Genomic DNA, 19729 nt, shown 5'->3' on the forward strand with positions numbered 1-19729 from the left:
GCTCCTCCACGCCATGTCTCACGGCCGGAGCAGCTCTTGGGCCAGCGCCGTCTTGTCGACCTTCCCGACGGCGGTGAGCGGAAGGCCGGGAACCTGGACGATCTCGTCCGGCGCCTTGTATCCGGCCAGTCCGCGCCCCTTCAGATGGGCGGCGACCTCCCGTACGCCGGGGGCCGCCCCCGCGCAGACGACGAAGGCGACGGTCCGCTCACCGCGCCGCTCGTCCGGCACACCGACCAGCGCCGCCGCCGTGATCGCCGGATGCGTCAGCAACTGCTCCTCCACCTCGACGGCGGCGATCTTCTCGCCGCCGCGGTTGATCTGGTCCTTGATCCGCCCCACCACCACGAGGTGCCCGGTCGGCAGCCGCCGCACCACGTCACCGGTCCGGTAGTAGCCGTCCGGAGTGAACGCCGTGCGGTTGTACTCCTCGGCGCGGTAGTAGCCCCGCAGCGTGTACGGGCCCCGAGTGAGCAGCTCACCCGGCGTGCCGTCCGGCACGGGCCTGCCGTCGGTGTCCACCACGCGGACCTCGTCGTCCGGCGAGACGGGCCTGCCCTGCGTGGTGCGGACCAGGTCTGCGGGGTCGTTGAGGCGCGTGAGGTTGACCAGTCCCTCCGCCATGCCGAAGACCTGCTGCACGGTCACCCCGAGCGCCGGTCCGAGCCTCCGCGCGTGCTCCTCCGGCAGCCGCGCCCCGCCGACCTGCACCACCGCGAGGCTGCCCAGGTCCCACCCACCGGAGGCGGCCTCGTCCGTCCAGTGGGTGACGAGCGGCGGAGTCAGGGAGGTCAGGGTCACACCCTCCCGTTCGACAAGGGCGAACGCCGTCTGCGGGCTGGGGTCCGGTGCCACCACGACGGTCCCTCCGACCATGAGGGTGCCCAGCACGCCGGGGCAGGCGAAGGTGAAGTTGAACCCGATCGGCAGCACCGCCAGGTAGACGGTCCCCGTGTCGAGCGCGCAGACCTCGGCGCAGGCGCGCGCGTTGTAGGCGTAGTCGTCGTGCGTCCTCGGGATGAGCTTGGGGAGCCCGGTGGTGCCGCCGGACAGCAGCAGGAGGGCGATGTCCGCCGGGTCCGCTCCGCCGTCGTCGGCGCCGGGCGCGGACGGGACGTCCGTCGCGGTGCGGCCGGACGCGGAGGGCGGGTTCACCCGCAGTGACTCGAACGGGACGAAGCCGTCGTCCGGGCCGGGGTCCCCGACCACGACGACGTGCCGCAGCGAGCCGCCGGGCCCCTGCTCCGCCCGCACCTCGCGCATCAGCTCCCGGTGGTCGAACCGGGCGTGCCGGTCCGGCACCACGCAGGCCACGGCCTCCGCCACGCGCACCAGATGGCCGATCTCCCGGCGCCGGTGGCCGGGCATGGCGTGCACCGGAACCGCCCCGAGCCGCTGCAACCCGAACCAGACGAGCATGAACTCTGCGCAGTTGGCCAGTTGGACCACGACGCGATCGCCTCGCCCGATCCCCAGCCCGCGCAGTCCGCGGGCCACGCGGTCGGCCTCGGCGTCCAGATCCGCATAGGTCCACCGCCGGTCCCCGTCGACCAGCGCGACACGCCCTCCATGGCGGGACGCTCCCTGGCGCAGGCGGGTGCCGAAGGTCACTCCCTGCCAGTGCCCGGCGGCCCGGTAACGCGCCGATTCCGCCGCGGACCAGGTCTGTTGAGTGTCGGTCATGGGGCTCTGCCTCTCATAGCGCGGGCATCGGGCTCTGGCACCGGGTCCCGTGGTGTGACGATGTGAACTATAGAAATGATAATCATTTCAATCTAGTGTAGGTTCGGTCTGCGCGAGAGAGATGCGACCCCAGCGGCGCTCCTCGGCCCGACCCCCACCCCGTCCGACCGGAAGGCCCCATCAGTGAGCGACGAAGCAGTCGTCCAGGCACGGACAGCGGAAGGTGACACCGGCAGCCGTGACCTTCACACGGCGGCGGTGGTGCGTGAAGCGGTCGCACGTGCGCTGGAGGTTGCGCCCCAAGAGGTGGACGACGACCGGGACCTCTTCGAACTCGGCCTCGACTCCCTGATGTTGATGTCCCTGGTCGGCGCCTGGCGGCGCCAGGGCAGCACGGTCACCTTCCAGGACCTCACGCGCAACCCGACCCTGGGGGCGTGGACGGCACTGCTCGGGCAGGAGCGCCACGGTGGCGCACCCGCCGCCGTGTGGCCCGCCCCGGCCGCCCCGCCCGCCCCGCCTGCTCCGCCTGCCCCGCCTGCCCCGGCCGTGGCGGTCGACGCGGCGGCGGCCGAGGCGCGGACGGACACGTTCCCGCTGGCCACGATGCAGCACGCCTACTGGATCGGACGCCAGGACGGGCAGCCCCTCGGCGGCGTCGCCGCGCACTTCTACGTCGAACTCGACGGCCACCAGGTCGATCCGGTCCGGCTCGACACCGCCCTGCGGGCTCTCGTGCGGCGGCACGGCATGCTGCGGGCCGTCTTCGACGAGGAGGGCCGCCAGCACTTCGGCGCTCCGCGCACCCCGCTCACCGTGCACGATCTGCGGGAACGCACCCGGGGCGAGGCCGAGTCCGAGTTGGAGCTGCTGCGCGAGCGCAACACCCACGCCCGTTGGGACATCGCCGCCGGCGACGTCTTCCGCGCGGCCCTGTGCCTGCTCCCCGATGGCAGGACCCGCCTGCAGATCGACCTGGACATGATGGCCGGCGACGCGCTGAGCCTGCGGGTCCTCCTGTCCGACCTGCGCCGCTTCTACGACTGTCCCGACGACCCGCCGCGCGAACTCGACCTGGACTACCGCCGGTACCTCGCGGAGCACGACATCCGGCGGAGGACCGAACGCGAGCAGCACGCCGTCTGGTGGCGGGAGCGCCTGCCGGATCTCCCCCGCGGCCCACGGCTGCCGACGACCGTCGACCCGCTCACCCCGGTCCGCGCGGACGACAGCGCGCTGACCCGCTCCCGACGCCTGCACCACTGGCTCGGCCCCGCCGACAAGGCGGCACTGATCAGCGCCGCCCGGCGGCATGGCGTCACCCCCGCCGCCGCCCTCGCCACCGCCTTCGCCGAGGTCATCGCCGCCTGGAGCGACAGCCGGCGCTTCCTCCTCAACCTGCCGCTGTTCGACCGGGAGATGTTCACCCCGGACGTCGCCCACCTGGTGGGGGACTTCAGCAGCTCGGTCCTGCTCGACGCGGACCTGAGCGCGTCCCTGCCGTTCTCCCGTCAGGCCCGCGGCCTCCAGGAGCGCCTGCAGGAAGGCATCTCCCACGGCGCGTACGGCGGCGTCGAGGTGCTGCGCGACCTCGCCCGCGCCGAGGGCTCCCCGGTGCTGGCCCCGGTCGTCTACACCAGCGCCATCGGACTGGGCGAGATCTTCGAGCAGGACGTCCAGAAGTCCTTCGGCCGCCCCTCCTGGATCATCTCCCAGGGCCCGCAGGTCTCCCTGGACGCCCAGGTCACCGAGCTCGACGGCGGCCTCCTCCTCAACTGGGACGTACGGGACGGCGTGTTCGAGGCCGGTGTGCCCGACGCCGCGTTCGACGCCTACCGCGGCCTCATCACCCGCCTCCTGACGGACCCCGACGCCTGGGCCCGGCCGGTGGACGGCCTGCTCGCACCCGACGTCCTGCCCCGGCGTGCGGTGGCGGCCCTGCCTCCCGCCCCCGTCCCGGACCGTGCCCTGCACACCCGCTTCTTCCGACTCGCCGAGACCGAGCCGGGCCGCACCGCGGTCGTCCGCACCACCGGCGACACGCTCAGCTACGGCGAACTCGCCCACGCGGCACGCCGGATCGCCACGATGCTGCGCGACCACGGCATACGGGAGGGCGACACCGTCGCGGTGACCCTGCCCAAGGGCGCCGACCAGATCACCGCGGTCCTCGGCGTCCTGGCCGCGGGCGCGGCCTACGCCCCCGTCGGAGTGGAACAGCCCGCCGTACGCCGGGAACGCATCCACTCCGTGGCCGGCGCCTGCGCCGTGCTCACCGACCGGGACCACGCCCCTCTCTGCGCGAACGTCTCCCCGGCCCCGGTACTGCTCCTGGAGGACGCGTCGCAGGCCCAGCCCGCACCGGTCGTCCAGCCGGACCCCGGCCGGCCAGCCTATGTGCTGTTCACCTCCGGCTCGACGGGGCTGCCCAAGGGCGTCGAGGTGTCGCACCGGGCGGTCGTCAACACCATCGAGGCGATGGCGGAGCAGTTCGGCCTCGGCCCCTCGGACCGTACCCTCGCGATCTCCGCGCTGGACTTCGACCTCGCCACCTGGGACATCTTCACCCCGCTGTCCCTCGGCGGACAGGTGGTCGCCGTAGGGCAGGAGCACCGCCGGGACGCCCATCACTGGGCGCGGCTGGTGCGTACGCACGGGGTGACGCTGGTGCAGTGCGTGCCCGCCCTGCTGGACCTGCTGACGGCCGCCGGAGCGGACGAGGGGCTGGGGGACTCCCTGCGCATGGTGCTGCTGGGCGGGGACTGGGTCGGGCTCGACCAGCCCCGCAGGCTGCGCTCCCTCGTGCCCGGCTGCCGTTTTGTGGCACTCGGCGGCATGACGGAGGCCGCCGTCCACTCCACGGTGTTCGAGGTGGCGGAGACCGACCCGGCCTGGAAGTCCGTCCCCTACGGCGTTCCCCTGCGCAACATGCGGGCCCGTGTCGTGGACGGACGGGGACGCGACTGCCCCGATCTCGTCCCCGGCGAGCTGTGGATCGGCGGCCCCGGGGTGGCGAACGGCTACCGTGCGGACGCCGAGCGCACGGCGGAGCGCTTCGTCCAGTACGACGGCGAACGCTGGTACCGCAGCGGTGACCTGGCCCGCTACCGGCCCGACGGTGTGCTGGAGTTCCTCGGCCGCGCCGACCACCAGGTGAAGATCGGCGGCCACCGCATCGAACTGGGCGAGGTGGAGGCCGCGCTGGAGGACGACCCCGGCGTCCTGCACGCGGTCGCCACCGTCCTCGACACACCGGCGCGCCACCTCGCCGCGGCCGTGTCCGACCGCAGCGGGGCGACCGACCCGGACGGGGTCCGCCTCCGGGCGGCGGAACGACTCCCCGCCTACATGGTCCCCGAGCGCGTCCTCGTCCTGCGCGACCTTCCGCTGACCGCCAACGGCAAACTGGACCGGGCGGCCGTCCGCCAGGCCCTGACCGAAGCCGCCGGCCAGGACGGACCTCGCACGTCTCCACCCGTCGGACCGGTGGAGACCGCCGTGGCGGCCGCGTGGGCCGAACTGCTCGACGCCGCCCCCGTGGGGCGCGAGAGCAGCTTCTTCCTGCTGGGCGGCGACTCGCTCGTCGCGACGCGCATGATCAGCTGGCTGCGCGCCGCCGGATTCCCCGGCGCCCGCGTGGCCGACCTCTTCGCCCACCCCGTGCTCCGGCACTTCTGCCGGACCCTGCACCCCGCGACGACCGCCGGCGACGAGCCGGCACCGCCCACCGCTCCCGTCCTCGTGCCAGACCCGGACCACGCCCACCAGCCCTTCCCGCTGACGGACGTCCAGGCCGCCTACCACACCGGCCGCGACCCCCGTTTCACCCTCGGCGGCGTCGGTACCTGGCACTACACGGAGTTCGACGGCGCGGACGTCGACCTGGACCGGCTGGAGCGCGCCTGGAACACGCTCGTCGGGCGGCACGGCATGCTCCGCTCCGTCGTCGAGGACGGACGCCAGCGCGTCCTGCCCGACGTACCGCCGTTGCGCCTACCGGTGCACGACGCCCCCGCCGGTGGCGCCTCCGAGGCCCTGGCCGACCTGCGCGCCCGCCTGTCCCACCAGGTCCGCGACCCCGCCCGGTGGCCGCTCTTCGCCATCGAGGCGGTGCGCTACCGCGAGGACGCGGGCACCCGCGCGACGGACGATGAGGTACGGACCCGCATCGGCGTCGGTCTGGACTACCTCGTGCTCGACGCGCTCTCCATCACCACGCTCTACGCCGAACTCACCACGCTCTACGCCGACCCGGACCACCAACTGCCGCCCCTGGAGGTGTCGTTCCGCGACTACCTGACCCAGCTCCCGGCGGACCCGGAGTCCGCCGAGCGGGCCCGCGCCCACTGGCAGGCCCGGCTGTCCGAACTGCCGCCTCCTCCCGCCCTGCCCTTCGACCGGGACCCGGCGACGCTCGACGCGCCCGCCTTCACACGGCGGCGGCTGTGCCTGCCCACGCAGGACTGGCTAGCCGTCAAGCGGGCCGCGGCCCGGCACGGCCTGACACCCTCCACCGTGCTGCTGGCCCTGTACGCGGAGGTACTGGCGGCCTGGAGCGGAACCGACGCCGTGACCGTCACGCTCACCCTCTTCAACCGGCGGGACGCCCACCCCCACATCCACCGTGTACTGGGTGACTTCACCTCGCTGTCCCTCGCGGGGCACCGGCGCGAAGGGGCGTCCTGGCTGGCGGCAGCCCTCGCGCTGCAACGCCGTCAGGCGGAGGACCTCGACCAGGCCGATGTGCCGATCGACTGGCTGCTGCGGGAGTTCGGCCGTCGCACGGGCACGGTGGACGCCGCCGCACCCGTGGTGTTCACCAGCGCCATCGGCGTCGGTGACGCGACGCTGGCGGCCCCGGGCACCGGCTTCCCCGCGAAGGTCTGGGGCATCTCCCAGTCCCCGCAGGTCTGCCTGGACAACCAGGTCACCGAGGAGTCCGGCAACCTGGTCGTCACCTGGGACGCCGTCGAGGAGCTGTTCGCCGCAGGTGTCCTCGACGCGATGTTCGCCGCCTACGAACGGCTGCTGCGACACGTCGTCGCCCGCGACTGGGAAGCACCGCTCCCCGAGCTGCTGCCCGCCGACCAGGACGAGAGGCGGGCCGCCGCCGCACGGGAGGCCGCCCTGGAACCGGTGACGCCGCGCCCGCTGCACGAGGCGTTCTTCACCCACGCGACGGCCACCCCCGACCGAGCCGCCCTCGTCACGACGGCAGGGCAGGAGGTGACGTACGCAACCCTCGCCGGCCAGGCGCTGCGCGTCGCCGCCGCGCTCGGCGACGCGGGCGTGCGCCCCGGTGAGCTGGTCGCGGTCACCCTGCCCAAGGGCCCGGAGCAGATCGCGGCGGTCCTCGGCGTCCTCGCGGCCGGCGCCGCCTATGTTCCCCTGAGCCTCGAACAGCCCGCGGCGAGGCTGGAGCGGGTGCACGCGACCGCCGGATTCAAGGCGGTCCTGGGGAGTTGGCCCGCCCCGGAAGGCACCGGACCCCGCCCCCTGTCCTTCACGGACACGCAGGGCCGCGAGCCGCTGCCCGCGCTCCGCGGCACGTCCCCCCGGACGCTCGCGTACGTGATCTTCACATCGGGTTCCACGGGTGAGCCCAAGGGAGTCGAGATCACCCACGCCGCCGCCTGGAACACGGTCGCGGACATCAACGCCCGGCACGGCATCACAGGTGACGACCGCGTCTTCGCCCTGTCGGCACTGGACTTCGACCTGTCCGTGTACGACGTCTTCGGCCTGCTCGCCGTCGGTGGCTCCCTCCTGCTGCCCACCGAGGACCAGCGCCGCGAACCGGCCCGCTGGCCGAGTCTGCTGGCGCAGTACGACGTGACCGTCTGGAACACCGTCCCCGCCCTGCTCGACCTGCTGCTCGACGCCGATGAACAGGGGGGACGGGAAGCCGGCCGGCTGGGGAAGCTGCGGACCGCACTGGTCTCGGGCGACTGGATCGGCCTCGACCTGCCCGCCCGGCTGCGGGCCCGGACCGCGCGGCGCTGCGCCTTCGTCGCCATGGGCGGAGCCACGGAAGCCGCCATCTGGTCCAACACCCTCACCGTCACCGAGCCGGATCCACGGTGGGTGTCCATACCCTACGGACGCCCCCTGACCGGCCAGCACTACCGCGTGGTCGACCGCGACGGGCGGGACTGTCCCGACTGGGTGCCCGGAGAACTGTGGATCGGCGGCGAGGGACTGGCCCTCGGCTACCTGGCCGACCCGGTCCGCACCGCCGAGAAGTTCGTCGAACACGGCGGGCGGCGCTGGTACCGAACGGGAGACCTGGGCCGGTTCCGGGGCGACGGACTGCTGGAGTTCCTCGGCCGGCTCGACAGCCAGCTGAAGATCGCCGGCCACCGTATCGAGGCGGGCGAGATCGAGGCCGCGCTGGAGGCACACCCGGCCATCGCGCGGGCCGCCGTCGTCGCCGTGGGGGAGCGCACCGCCAAGCGCCTGGCCGCCTTCGCCGTACCGCAGGACCCCACCCCGGGCGGGCACCCCGCACTCACCGAGGACCTCTTCGGCCTGCTCGCGGAGCGGGTGCCGCTCCACGCCGTCCCCTCCCGCATCCTGCTCCTGCCCGCCCTGCCCCTCACCGCGAACGGCAAGGTCGACCGGGGAGCCCTGGCCGGCCTGGCGGGGCCGGAGACGGCGCCCCAGGGTGCCGAACCGCCACGGGACGGGACCGAGACGGCCCTCGCCGCGCTCTGGCACGAGTACCTGCCGCGCTGGCTGCCGGACCGCAACGCCAACTTCTTCACCGTCGGTGGCGACAGCCTCACCGCGCTGCGCCTGCTCACCGCGGTCGAGCGCCGCCTGGGGGCCACCGTGCCCGCCCGCCGCTTCTTCGCCGCACCGACCATCGCCGCGCTTGCCGCGGACGTCACCCGAACGCTCGCGGCCCACGAGACCGCCTACGAGACCGGAGAGCTGTGAACATCGCTGAACTGCTGGCCCGCTACGCCGACGAGGGCGTGGTGCTGTGGGCCCAGGACGGACACCTGCGTTTCCGGGCGCCCCAGGGCCGCCTCACCGACACCCACCGAGCCGAACTGCGCACCCACAAGGAAGCCATCCTCCGCCATCTGGCGGCCGGCGAGCGGACGCTGCACGGTGACCCGGACAACCGCCACGAACCCTTCCCGCTGACCGACATCCAGGCCGCCTACCTCATCGGCCGCACCGACGCCTACGCCTACGGGGGCGTCGGCTGCCACGCCTACGTCGAACTGGAATACCCCGACCTGGACGTGGACCGCGTCACCGCCGTGTGGCGGGAGCTGGTCCAGCGGCACGACATGCTCCGCGCCGTCATCCAGCACGACGGCTATCAGCAGGTCCTGCCCGACGTGCCCGCCCTCCGCGTCGGGGCCGACGACCTGACCGCGCTGCCGGCCAGCACCGCCGAGGCGGAGGTCGAGCGCACCCGAGCGCGGCTGTCCGCACGCGAGGCGCCCACCGACCAGTGGCCGCTCTTCGACGTGCACGTGACCCGGACCGCCGAGCGGGCCGTGCTCCACCTCGCTTTCGACATGCTCGTCGTCGACCACGCCAGCCTGCGCATCCTGCTCGCCGAGTTCCAGCAGCGCTACGGCGGTGCCGCCCTCTCCCAGGCGCCGCGGCTCACCTTCCGCGACTATGTGCTGGCCCGCCGCGCCGATGCCGACACCGACGGCCACGCCCGCGACCGCGCCTACTGGACCGAACGGCTCGACGCCCTGCCACCCGCCCCCGAACTGCCTCTCGCCGAAGCCTGGGAGGCCGCCGTGAGCAACCCGGGGGAGGTGGGCGGCCCTCCGGTTCCCGGCGGTGCGGTGGCGTTCCGGCGACGGGAGGTCCTGCTGCCCGCGGCCGACCGGGACCGCCTCGTCGAGCGGGCCGCGCGGCGCGGGCTGACCGTCTCGACGGCCCTGCTCGCCGCGTACGCCGAGACGGTGGGCGCCTGGTCGCGGACCAGCCGGTTCACACTCAACGTGCCCACGGTCGACCGGCCCGACCTCCACGAGGACATCGGCCGCCTCATCGGTGACTTCACCTCGCTCGAACTGCTCGCCGTCGACCTGGACGCCCCGGCCGCCTTCGCCGAGCGGACCAGGGCGCTGGGGCAGCAGCTCCTCGAAGACCTGGCACACCCGCTGTTCACCGGCTCGCAGGTGCTCGCCGAGCTCTCCCGCCGGGCCGGCGCCCCGGTGCTGATGCCGGTCGTCTTCACCAGCGCCCTCGGCAACGGTGCCACCTCCGCGGGCGTGCCCCCCGAGGTGACGTACGCCGTGACCCGGACGCCGCAGGTGTGGCTCGACTGCCAGGTCATGCACCGCGGCGACACACTGAGCCTGTCCTGGGACATCCGCGAGGGCGCGCTCAGCGCCGGCGCCGCCGACGCCATGTTCGAGGCCTACACGGCACTCGTGCGGTCGCTGTCGGCCGAGGGCGAGGCCGGCGAGGCCGCCTGGGACGCACCGGCCGGCATCCCCCTGCCCGAAGCGCAGGCAGCGCGCCGGAGCAGGGTCAACGCGACCGGGGGACCCCTGCCGGACGCCCTGCTCCACGAACCCGTACTGGCCCAGGCACAGGCCACCCCGGACGCGATCGCGGTCCGCACACCCGAACTGGCCCTCTCCTACCGGCAGCTCCTCGCCCGCGCCGGCGCACTGGCCGAGACGCTCACGGCGTCCGGACTGCGCCCCGGCGAGCCGGTGGCCATCTGGATGGACAAGGGCTGGGAGCAGGTCGTCGCCGTCCTCGGCACCCTCATGGCGGGCGGCGCGTACCTGCCCGTCGACACGGCCCAGCCGCCGGCCCGCCGGGACGCGATCATCGCGGACGCGGGCGTCCGCACGGTCCTCACCCAGTCCTGGCTCGCCGAACTCGAAGACCTCCCGGCGAGGGTGTCCGCCGTCGCCGTGGACCTCTTCGCCGTGGACCTCGTCGCCGTGGACCTTGTCGCCGTGGACCTCGTCGAGGAGACCACCGCGGACGGTACGGGTGCCACGGCCCGCCGGAACCCGGACGACCTCGCCTACATCATCTACACCTCGGGCTCCACCGGCACGCCCAAGGGCGTGATGATCAGCCACCGTGCCGCCCTCAACACCGTCGAGGACGTCAACCGCCGCTTCGCCGTCACCGAGCGCGACCGCGTCCTCGGCATCGCGGGACTCGGCTTCGACCTGTCCGTCTACGACCTGTTCGGGCCGCTCGCCGTGGGCGCCACCCTGGTCCTGCCCCAGGCCGACCGGCGCGGAGACCCCTCCCACTGGGCCGAACTCGTCCGCGACTTCGGCGTCACGGTGTGGAACTCCGTGCCCGGCCAGCTCCACATGCTCTGCGACTGGCTCCGCTCCGAGCCCACCGAGGACGGCTCGCTGCGGCTCGCGCTGATCTCCGGCGACTGGATACCGGTCGCCCTGCCCGACCAGGCCCGCGCACTCCTGCCGGGGCTGGAGGTCATCTCGCTCGGCGGAGCCACCGAAGGCGCCATCTGGTCCATCGCCCACCCGGTCGGCCAGGTGGACACCGCTCGCCCGAGCATCCCGTACGGCAAGCCCCTGACCAACCAGACGTTCGCCGTGCTCGACCGGCAGCTGCGGCCACGGCCCGACTGGGTTCCCGGCGAGCTGTACATCGGCGGCGCGGGCGTCGCCCTGGGCTACTTCGGCGACGAGGACCGCACGGCCCAGCGGTTCCTCACCGACCCCGCCACCGGCCGGCGGCTCTACCGCACGGGCGACCTCGGGCGCTACCTCCCCGACGGGACCATCGAGTTCCTGGGCCGGGAGGACGCCCAGATCAAGATCCGCGGCTACCGCGTCGAACTCGCCGAGGTGGAGGCCGCCGTACAGGCCCACCCGGCGGTGGCGGCGGGCGCCGTCGTCGTCGACGACTCGGCGGCGGGCGGACGGCGCCTGGCCGCGTTCGTGGAGACGGCACACAAGGACCGCGAGGCCGCGCGCCCGGACGCAGGAACGGCGCGCAAGGACGGCGAGCCCGCTGCGGCGACCAGGCAACGGGCGCGCGCCGCGGCCGCCGACGCCGTACGCGAAGCCGCCGCGGCCGTCGACGCCGCACGGCTCAAGGACTTCCTGGCCGCCCTCGACGAGGTGGCGCTCGCCGAGATGACCCGCGTCCTCGCGGCCTGCGGGGTGTTCGCCCAGAACGCGGCACGCACGGCGCAGGAGGTGGGCACGGCCCTGCGCGCCACCCCCCGCCACCGGCACATCGTGCGGCGCTGGCTGCGCGCGCTGGCCGCGCGGCACCGGCTCACCCACCAGGACGCGGACGACACCTACACCGGGCTCGTCCCCGTTCCTGGGCCTGAGGTGGAAGGCGGCTGGCGCAGGGCCGCTGAGCTGGAGCACGAGATCGGCTGGAGTACCGAACTGCTCACCGTCATGCGCACCTGCGCGGAGCGGCTGCCCGAACTGCTCTCCGGGGAGGTGGGCATCCGGGAGCTGCTGTTCCCCGGCGCCGCGACGGACGCCGCGGACGCCGCCTACCGCGACAACCTCGCCATCCGGCACCTCAACCGCGCCGTGGTCGCCGCGGTGCGCGAGATCGCCGCGAGCCACACCGGCGAGGAGCGGCTGCGCGTGCTGGAGGTCGGCGGCGGCGTCGGCGGCACCACCGCCGAACTGGTGCCCGTCCTCGCCGAGTACGGGGTCGACTACCTGTTCACCGACGCCTCGGCGTTCTTCCTCAACGAGGCCCGCGAACGCTTCGCCGACCACGCCTGGGTCCGCTACCAGCGCTTCGACGTCGACGAGGAGCCCCGCTCCCAGCAGCTGCCGCCCAACACCTTCGACGTCGTGGTCTGCGCCAACACCCTGCACGCCGCCGCCGACGCCGACGCGGCGGTGGGGCGGCTGCGGGAACTGCTCGTACCGGGCGGACAGCTCGTGTTCGTGGAGAACACCCGCGACGAGAACCTCCCGCTGCTGGTCTCCATGGAGTTCCTGGAGGTCGCCGGCCGGGCGTGGACCGACGTGCGCGAGCACACCGGCCAGTCCTTCCTCACCCACGCGCAGTGGCGCGACCTCCTCGACGGGCATGCCGCCACCGAGGTCACCTCGCTGCCCGACGCCCAGGACCCCCTGGCGCTCACCGGCCAGGAGGTGTTCATCGCCACCATGAAGGACGACCGGCACCATGTCCCGGTCGGGGAGCTGGCCCGTACGGCGGCCACCCGGCTCCCGGAGTACATGCTCCCCTCGCTCTGGCAGGTCGTCGACACCCTGCCCCGCACGGCCAACGGCAAGACCGACCGCGCGCGCCTGCGGTCCTGGCTGCCCCGGGAGAGCACACCGCCCGTCGTGGACGAGCGGCCGAAGGACGAGCTGGAGAACAGCCTGGCCGACCTGTGGGCGGAACTCCTCGCGGTCGAACGCGTCACCCGCAACGACGACTTCTTCGACCTCGGTGGGGACTCGCTCCTGGTGGCCCGGATGGTCGGCCGGCTGCGTGAACGCGTACCGCGGGCCGCCGACCTGGAGTGGGAGGTGGTGCTGCGCCACATGCTGCGCCGCCCGACGGTCGCCGGTCTCGCCGGGTTCCTGCGCGGCCTGTCCGGCCCGCGGGACGCGGCCGCCTCCGGCGCCGTGCGCACGGAGGCGGTGGTCCACCTGCACGGCACCCGTACCGACCGGGAGCCGACGACCGTACTGGTCCACGCCGGCACCGCGACGATCATGCCCTACCGGGCCCTGGTCACCGAGATCAGGCGCCGCTCGCCGGGCCGCGCCGAGGTCGTCGGCGTGGAGGTTGCGGACCTGGACGGATTCCTCGCCGCCCCTGCGGAAGGACTCATCGAGCAGATGGCGGCCGACTACGCCCGAGCCCTGACGGCGGACGGGAGGAGCCGCTTCCACGTCGTGGGCTACTGCCTGGGCGGCCTGATCGCCACCGAGGTCGCCCGCAACCTCGCCGAGTCCGGGGCCGAGGTGGAGAGCCTCACCGTCATCAGCAGCCACAGCCCCCGCTTCCGGCTGGACGACGAACTGCTCGCCGAGTACTCCTTCGCCGTCATGATGGGCATCGACCCGGCGTCCCTCGGCTTCCCGGACGACCAGTACCGGGTGGCCGCGGCGGCCGACGCCGTCCTGGCCGCCAGCCCCGGCGTCCTGCCGGACGGCGGGCTCGCCGCGCTGCCCGAGGAGTTCGGTGATGTCGCGAGCCGCTTCCAGGCGCTGGCCCGCGTCCCCCGCGCCACCCGTATCGCGCGGATGTGCGAGGCGGTGCCCGCGTCGGCCGGCACCTACGCGCCCGACCACATGACGCGGCTCTTCCTCGCCTTCCGCCAGAGCGTGTTCGCCATCACCCGGTACGACGCGGAACCCTACGCGGGCGACATCACCTTCCTGCGGCACGACGGCGCCTACCCCTTCCCCGGAAGCAAGGACGCCGTCACCACCTACTGGGAGGAACTCACCCTGGGCGACCTGGACATCGTCGACATCGGCGGCGACCACTACAGCTGCCTGTCCGTCGAGCACGCGCCCGGCATCCTCAAGACACTCGGTGAGCTGACCCAGGGGGCGATCACCCGATGACCGGCCACCCGATGCCCCCGAACACGGCAGGGGCGGACACGACGGCGGGGGCGGACACGACGGCGGGGGAGCAGCCCCTCATCGCCGTCCTGGGCGCCTCCGGGGCGGTCGGCCGCGCCGCCGTACGCGAATTGCGCGCCCTCGGCCGCACCGGGCTGCGCCTCGGCGGCCGGACCGCGTCGGCCCTGCGCGCGGTCGCCCGCGAGGACCCCGCCGGCCAAGACGAGACCGTGTGGGCGGACGCCACCGCCCCGGACGGCCTGGACGCCTTCACCGAAGGCTGCGCCATCGTCCTCAACTGCGCCGGCCCCACCTACCGGCTCCGCGCCACGGTGGCCTCGGCGGCCCTCGCCGCCGGAGCGCACTGCGTCGACGTGGCAGGGGACGACCCGGCTGCCGAGGACCTCCTCAAGGACGGCGGTCCGGCCCGCGACGGCCGCACGGTCGTCCTGTCGGCGGGAGCCCTGCCCGGACTGTCGAGCCTGCTGCCCCGCTGGCTTGCCGGGCAGGGCCTGGACAGCGCCTCCGCGCTGACCGCCTACTGCGGCGGCCTGGAGACCTGCTCGCCGACGGTGGCGCGCGACCTCATGCTCTCCCTCACCTCCGGAGGCGCGGACGGCGCGGCCTACGGCGAAGCACTGGCGGCCGTCCGCGGCGGCCGCCGCGTCCCGCGCGCCCTGCGCACCGCCGAGGACGCCGAACACGCGGCCTTTGCGGGCCGGGTGGCCCTGCAGCCCTACCTCAGCGGGGAGAGCGAACGCCTCGCCGCCGCCCTGGGCCTGGAGCGGCTCGACTGGTACAACGTCCACCCCGGGCCCGCGGTACGCGCGCTGCTCGGTCTCCTGCCGGGCCGCCTGGCCGCCGGGGAGGACCCGGAGGAGCTCGCGGACCGGCTGGTCCGCGCCGCCGACCTCGACCTGGCCGGACGCAGGCCCTACTACGTCATGGACTTCACGCTGTCGGGCACGGCATCGGCACGGCCGGCGACGGCGGGGCTGACGCTGCGCGCGGCCAGCAGCTACCGGCTCACCGCGGCGGTGGGCGCGCTGTCGGTGGACGCGGTGCTGCGGGGCGCGGTCCCGGCGGGCGTGCACTTCGCCCGCGACGTCCTGGACCCCGGCACCGTGCTGCGGCACCTGCGGTCCCAGGGCGTCGCTGACCTGCGGCTCACCGGAGCGGCGGCCGGGGCCGAGCGGGCCGAGCGGATGGAGGAGGGCACGCTGTGAGCGCTTCGACACCTTTGCGCGTGCTGGTCTGCGGCACCAACTTCGGCCGCTTCTACGCCGAGGCGGCGGCCCGACGCCCCGGATACGCCCTGGCCGGCGTCCTGAGCCGGGGATCGGCCGCCTCCCGGGCGTACGCGCGGAGTCTGGGCGTCCCCTTCTTCACGGACGTCGACGACCTCCCGGCCGACATCGACGCCGCGTGTGTGGCGGTGAGCTCCTCCATATCGGGCGGCCGGGGGACGGAGCTGGCCAAGGCGCTCATGGACCGGGGCATCCACGTACTCCAGGAACACCCCGTCCACCTCGCCGAGTTGACGGACAACCTCCGGCACGCCCGCCGCCGGGGCGTGCGGTACCGCCTCAACACCCACTACCCGCACGTCGCTCCGGTCCGCGCCTTCATCGACGCGGCCCGCCGACTGGTCGCACAGCAGCGACCGCTCTTCGTGGACGCCGCCACCCCGGTCCACCTGATGCACCCCCTGGTGGACATCCTCGGCCGGGCCATGGGCACCCTGCGGCCCTGGCGATTCGCGGACCCGGCACCGCTGCCCGCCGAGATCGGGCCGCAGCCGTTCCGCTCCCTGCACGGTGTGTTCGCCGGCGTGCCCCTCACCCTACGGGTGCACCACCAGCTCGACCCGTCCGACCGGGACAACCACGCACTCCACTGGCACCGGATCTCTCTGGGCACGGAAGGCGGAGTCCTCACCCTCGCCGACACCCACGGGCCGGTCCTGTGGAGTCCCCGTCTGCACATCGGACGCGACACCGACCGGCGCTTCGTCCTCGACGGTCCGGGCACCGGACGCCTGGGGCTCGGCACCACGGCCGTGGTCGGAGACACGGGAACCTTCCGTACGGTCTTCTCCGACCTGTGGCCGGAGGCCATCGGCAGCGCCCTCGACGGTCTCCGCGAGGCCGTCGGGCAAGGCGGCGACGCCCTGCGCTCCGGCCAGTACGAGCTGGCCGTGTGCCGCATCTGGACCGACCTCGCGGCCCGCCTCGGACCGCCCGAGATCGTCCGGCCGGCCGCCCCGCGGCCGCTGGCGGTCAGCGATGTCTTCCCCGACTGGGAGCGGACCCGCGCGGACACGCACCGCCCCCGCGCCGACCGGACTCCGCCCGGCGCGCTTTCCGGGGACGGCCGCCCCCGTTCGCAGGCGCGCCCCGGCAGCGGCCCCGGTCCGGTGCGGGGCCGGCCGGCCACCGTCCCCGGGCCGGCCACGCGCGGCCGCGCCGGCACCGCGCCCGGCCAGGGCCCGCCGGACCCCGTGGACCCCTCGCCCTACACCCCGTCGGCGGAGTTCTTCGACCTCGTCGCCGCCGGGCACACCGCGACCGCGAGCGGGCCCGCGATCGCCGCGCTCCTCGCCGACGCCGACCTGAGCACCGGGCCGGTGGTCGACATCGGTGCCGGCACCGGCCTGGTGACCGAGGCCGTCGCCCGAGCCAGGCCGGACGCGGAGATCCTCGCCTGCGAACCGGCGGTCGGCATGCGCGCCGTGCTGACCAGCCGGGTCTTCAGCGATCCGGATCTGCGCTCCCGGGTCACCGTCACCGCGGACGCCGCTCCCGACCTGGACCTCCCCGACCAGGTCAGCGTCGTCCTGCTCTGCGGGGTCCTGGGCCACCTCGACGCGGAGGAGCGAGCCCGGCTGTGGCGGGAGCTGCGCCGACGGCTGGCCCCCGGCGGGCTCGTGGTCGTCGAACTCATGCAGTTCGAGGAGCCGTTGACCCTCCCCGAGACCAGGCTCGCCACGGCCACCGCCGGACGGCACCGCTACGAGTGGTCGTTCGGCGGCGCACCGGACGAGACGCAGGACGGCGTGATGCGCCTGCGCTCCACCTGGCGCGTCTACCGGGACGGCGCCACACGGGCGGAGCGCGAGGTGCGCGACTCCTACCGCTGGGCGCCCTTCGGACTGCAGGACGTGGTGGCGGAGTCCGGCCTGACCGCACGCACCCTGCCCACCCGCCCCGGAGCACCCCCGCTGGCCGTGCTCACCCGGGCCCCGGCCCCGCCGGCCCGGCCGAACGCGCGGACCGCCTCGGTCGTCCCGGACTTCCCGGACTCTCCGGTCGTCCCGGTCGTCCCGGTCGTCCCGGTCGCCCCGCGCGACGCCACCCCCCTTCCCCCCTCCTCCACCGACAGCTGAGGACCATTCATGACCACCCCCGTGCCCCCGCCGCCCACCGCCGCTCCCGCCGCTCCCGCCGGGCCCGACGCCGCTGCGGACCCCGTCGCCCCGCCCCGGGACTTTCCGATCCGGCGCGGCTGCCCCTTCGCCGCGCCCGCGCAGTACGGCGTGATGCGCGCCGACGACCCGGTCGCCCGCGTCACCCTGCCGACCAGGCGGGAAGCCTGGGCGGTGACCCGCTACGACGACGTCCGCGAACTGCTCTCCGACCCGCGCGTCAGCGCCGACATCCGCCGCCCCAATTTCCCCGCGCTCGGCGAGGGCGAACAGGAGGCCGGGGCACGGTTCCGGCCCTTCATCCGCACCGACGCCCCCGAGCACACCAAGTACCGGCGGATGCTCCTGCCGGTGTTCACCGTGCGCCGGGTCCGGGCGATGCGCCCCGCCGTGCAGGAACGCGTCGACGAGATCCTGGACGGCATGCTGGCCGCCGGCGGCCCGGTGGACTTCGTCTCCGCCTACGCCAACGCCGTCTCCACCTCGGTGATCTGCGAACTGCTCGGCGTCCCCCGGAAGAACCTGGAGTTCTTCCGGGACGTCACCCGGGTCTCCGGTTCACGCCGCAGCACCGCCGAGCAGGTCTCCGAAGCCCTCGGCGGCCTGTTCGCCCTGCTCGCCGAACTGGTCGCCGAGCGGCGGGCCGACCCCCGCGACGACCTGATCTCCAAGCTCGTCACCGACCACCTGGCCACCGGCAACGTGACGACGGACCAGCTGCTGTCCACCCTGGGCATCACGATCAACGCCGGCCGGGAGACCACCACCAGCATGATCGCCCTGAGCACCCTGCTCCTCCTGGACCGCCCCGAGCTGATGGAGGAACTGCGCCGCGACACCGCCCTGATGCCCTCCGCCGTCGACGAACTCCTGCGCGTCCTGTCCGTCGCCGACTCCATACCGCTGCGCGTCGCCGCCGAGGACATCGAGCTGTCCGGCCGGACCGTGCCGGCCGGCGACGGCGTCATCGCCCTCCTCGCCGGCGCCAACCACGACCCCGAGCGGTTCGACGACCCCGAACGCGTCGACTTCCACCGCACCGACAACCACCACGTCGCGTTCGGCTACGGAGTGCACCAGTGCATCGGGCAGCAACTGGCGCGCCTGGAACTGGAGGTCGCCCTGGAGACACTCATCCGCCGCGTCCCCACGCTCCGCCTCGCGGGGGACCGCGACCAGGTCGCGTTCAAGCACGACTCGGCCACCTTCGGCCTCGAAGAGCTGATGGTGACCTGGTGACCCCCCTCCTCCCGCCGAACGCCCCGGCCCGCCCGGCGCGCGCGGACAACCCCTGGACCAGGAGGTGGAACGAGGGGCCCGCCTCCCGGCTCACGCTGGTCTGCCTGCCACACGCGGGCGGCAGCGCGGGCTTCTACCGGCCGTGGGCGGCCCTGATGCCCCCCGAGGTCGAACTCCTCGCCATCCAGTACCCGGCCCGCGAGGACCGCCTGGGCGATCCGGACAGCACCGACATGGGCGAGCTGGTGAGCGCGGTCGCCGACGCCGTCCAACCCCTGCTCGACCGGCCGTACGCCCTGTTCGGGCACAGCATGGGCTCCGCCGTGGCCTGGGAACTGGCCCACGAGCTGGGACGCCGTGGAGGCCCGGGTCCGCGCCGGCTCTTCGCGTCGGGCCGGGCCGCGCCCGCAACCGCGGTGACCGGGCAGCTGCACCGCCAGGACGACGCTGTCCTGTGCGCGGAACTGGACCGGCTCGGCGGCACCAGCCGGGAGATCCTCGACGACCCCGGGCTGCGCTCCCTGATCCTCACCGCCGTGCGCCACGACTACCGGATCATCGAAACCCACCGGCCGGAAGGCCGACCGCCGCTGTCCTGCCCGATCCACGTGCTGACGGGCAGCGCCGACCCGGAACTCGGTCCGGAACGCTGCCGTGTCCGGGCCGGCGGCTGGGCGGACCTCACCACCGCCCGTACCGAGGTACGCGCCTTCCCCGGCGACCACTTCTACCTCACCCCGCGCCGCCGCGAGGTCGTCGCCGCCGTCCTGCGCAGGCTGGACCCCTCCCTGGCCACCGGCGGCGCACGCACCTGGCCGAGCACCCCGTGAGCCCC

7 protein-coding genes are annotated in these 19729 nt (G+C 74.2%); 6 read left to right on the plus strand and 1 reads right to left on the minus strand.

Translation table 11 applies throughout. The features are described 5' to 3' along the window. Nucleotides 1-18: 18 nt before the first annotated feature. On the minus strand, nucleotides 19-1683 hold the full coding sequence (locus ACIQGZ_RS17825; protein WP_402602800.1) for a (2,3-dihydroxybenzoyl)adenylate synthase: 1665 nt from the start codon (nucleotides 1681-1683) through the stop codon (nucleotides 19-21). A 261-nt stretch (nucleotides 1684-1944) separates the two neighbouring features. On the opposite strand from ACIQGZ_RS17825, the gene ACIQGZ_RS17830 reads away from it, so the two are divergent. From ACIQGZ_RS17830 to ACIQGZ_RS17855, 6 genes are read left to right on the plus strand one after another with little or no spacing between them, the layout of a single operon-like run. Then, entirely contained in the window at nucleotides 1945-8622 is a 6678-nt protein-coding gene (locus tag ACIQGZ_RS17830; RefSeq protein ID WP_402602829.1) for an amino acid adenylation domain-containing protein, read from the plus strand. Next, nucleotides 8619-14231 (plus strand): amino acid adenylation domain-containing protein, encoded by a 5613-nt coding sequence (locus ACIQGZ_RS17835; protein ID WP_402602802.1) that lies wholly within the window; start codon nucleotides 8619-8621, stop codon nucleotides 14229-14231. Before ACIQGZ_RS17830 ends, ACIQGZ_RS17835 begins: the two co-directional genes overlap by 4 nt. After that, complete coding sequence (locus tag ACIQGZ_RS17840; RefSeq protein ID WP_402602804.1) at nucleotides 14228-15457, plus strand: saccharopine dehydrogenase NADP-binding domain-containing protein; 1230 nt, start codon at nucleotides 14228-14230, stop codon at nucleotides 15455-15457. Before ACIQGZ_RS17835 ends, ACIQGZ_RS17840 begins: the two co-directional genes overlap by 4 nt. Next, on the plus strand, nucleotides 15454-17616 hold the full coding sequence (locus ACIQGZ_RS17845; protein ID WP_402602805.1) for a Gfo/Idh/MocA family oxidoreductase: 2163 nt from the start codon (nucleotides 15454-15456) through the stop codon (nucleotides 17614-17616). The genes ACIQGZ_RS17840 and ACIQGZ_RS17845 overlap by 4 nt, the downstream gene beginning before the upstream one ends. A 9-nt stretch (nucleotides 17617-17625) precedes the next feature. Beyond that, on the plus strand, nucleotides 17626-18894 hold the full coding sequence (locus ACIQGZ_RS17850; protein ID WP_402602807.1) for a cytochrome P450: 1269 nt from the start codon (nucleotides 17626-17628) through the stop codon (nucleotides 18892-18894). Beyond that, a complete protein-coding gene (locus tag ACIQGZ_RS17855; protein ID WP_402602808.1) occupies nucleotides 18891-19724 on the plus strand; it encodes a thioesterase II family protein in 834 nt (277 codons plus the stop codon). The genes ACIQGZ_RS17850 and ACIQGZ_RS17855 overlap by 4 nt, the downstream gene beginning before the upstream one ends. The last annotated feature ends 5 nt before the right edge of the window (nucleotides 19725-19729 follow it).

It is taken from the genome of Streptomyces sp. NPDC092296 (genome assembly GCF_044755465.1).
Taxonomy (GTDB): domain Bacteria; phylum Actinomycetota; class Actinomycetes; order Streptomycetales; family Streptomycetaceae; genus Peterkaempfera.

Bases quoted from the DNA above. Each gene is read 5' to 3' on its own strand.
- ACIQGZ_RS17850 (WP_402602807.1), top strand. From the start codon at position 17,626: ATGACCACCCCCGTGCCCCCGCCGCCCACCGCCGCTCCCGCCGCTCCC.
- ACIQGZ_RS17840 (WP_402602804.1), top strand. From the start codon at position 14,228: ATGACCGGCCACCCGATGCCCCCGAACACGGCAGGGGCGGACACGACG.
- ACIQGZ_RS17825 (WP_402602800.1), bottom strand. From the start codon at position 1,683: ATGACCGACACTCAACAGACCTGGTCCGCGGCGGAATCGGCGCGTTAC.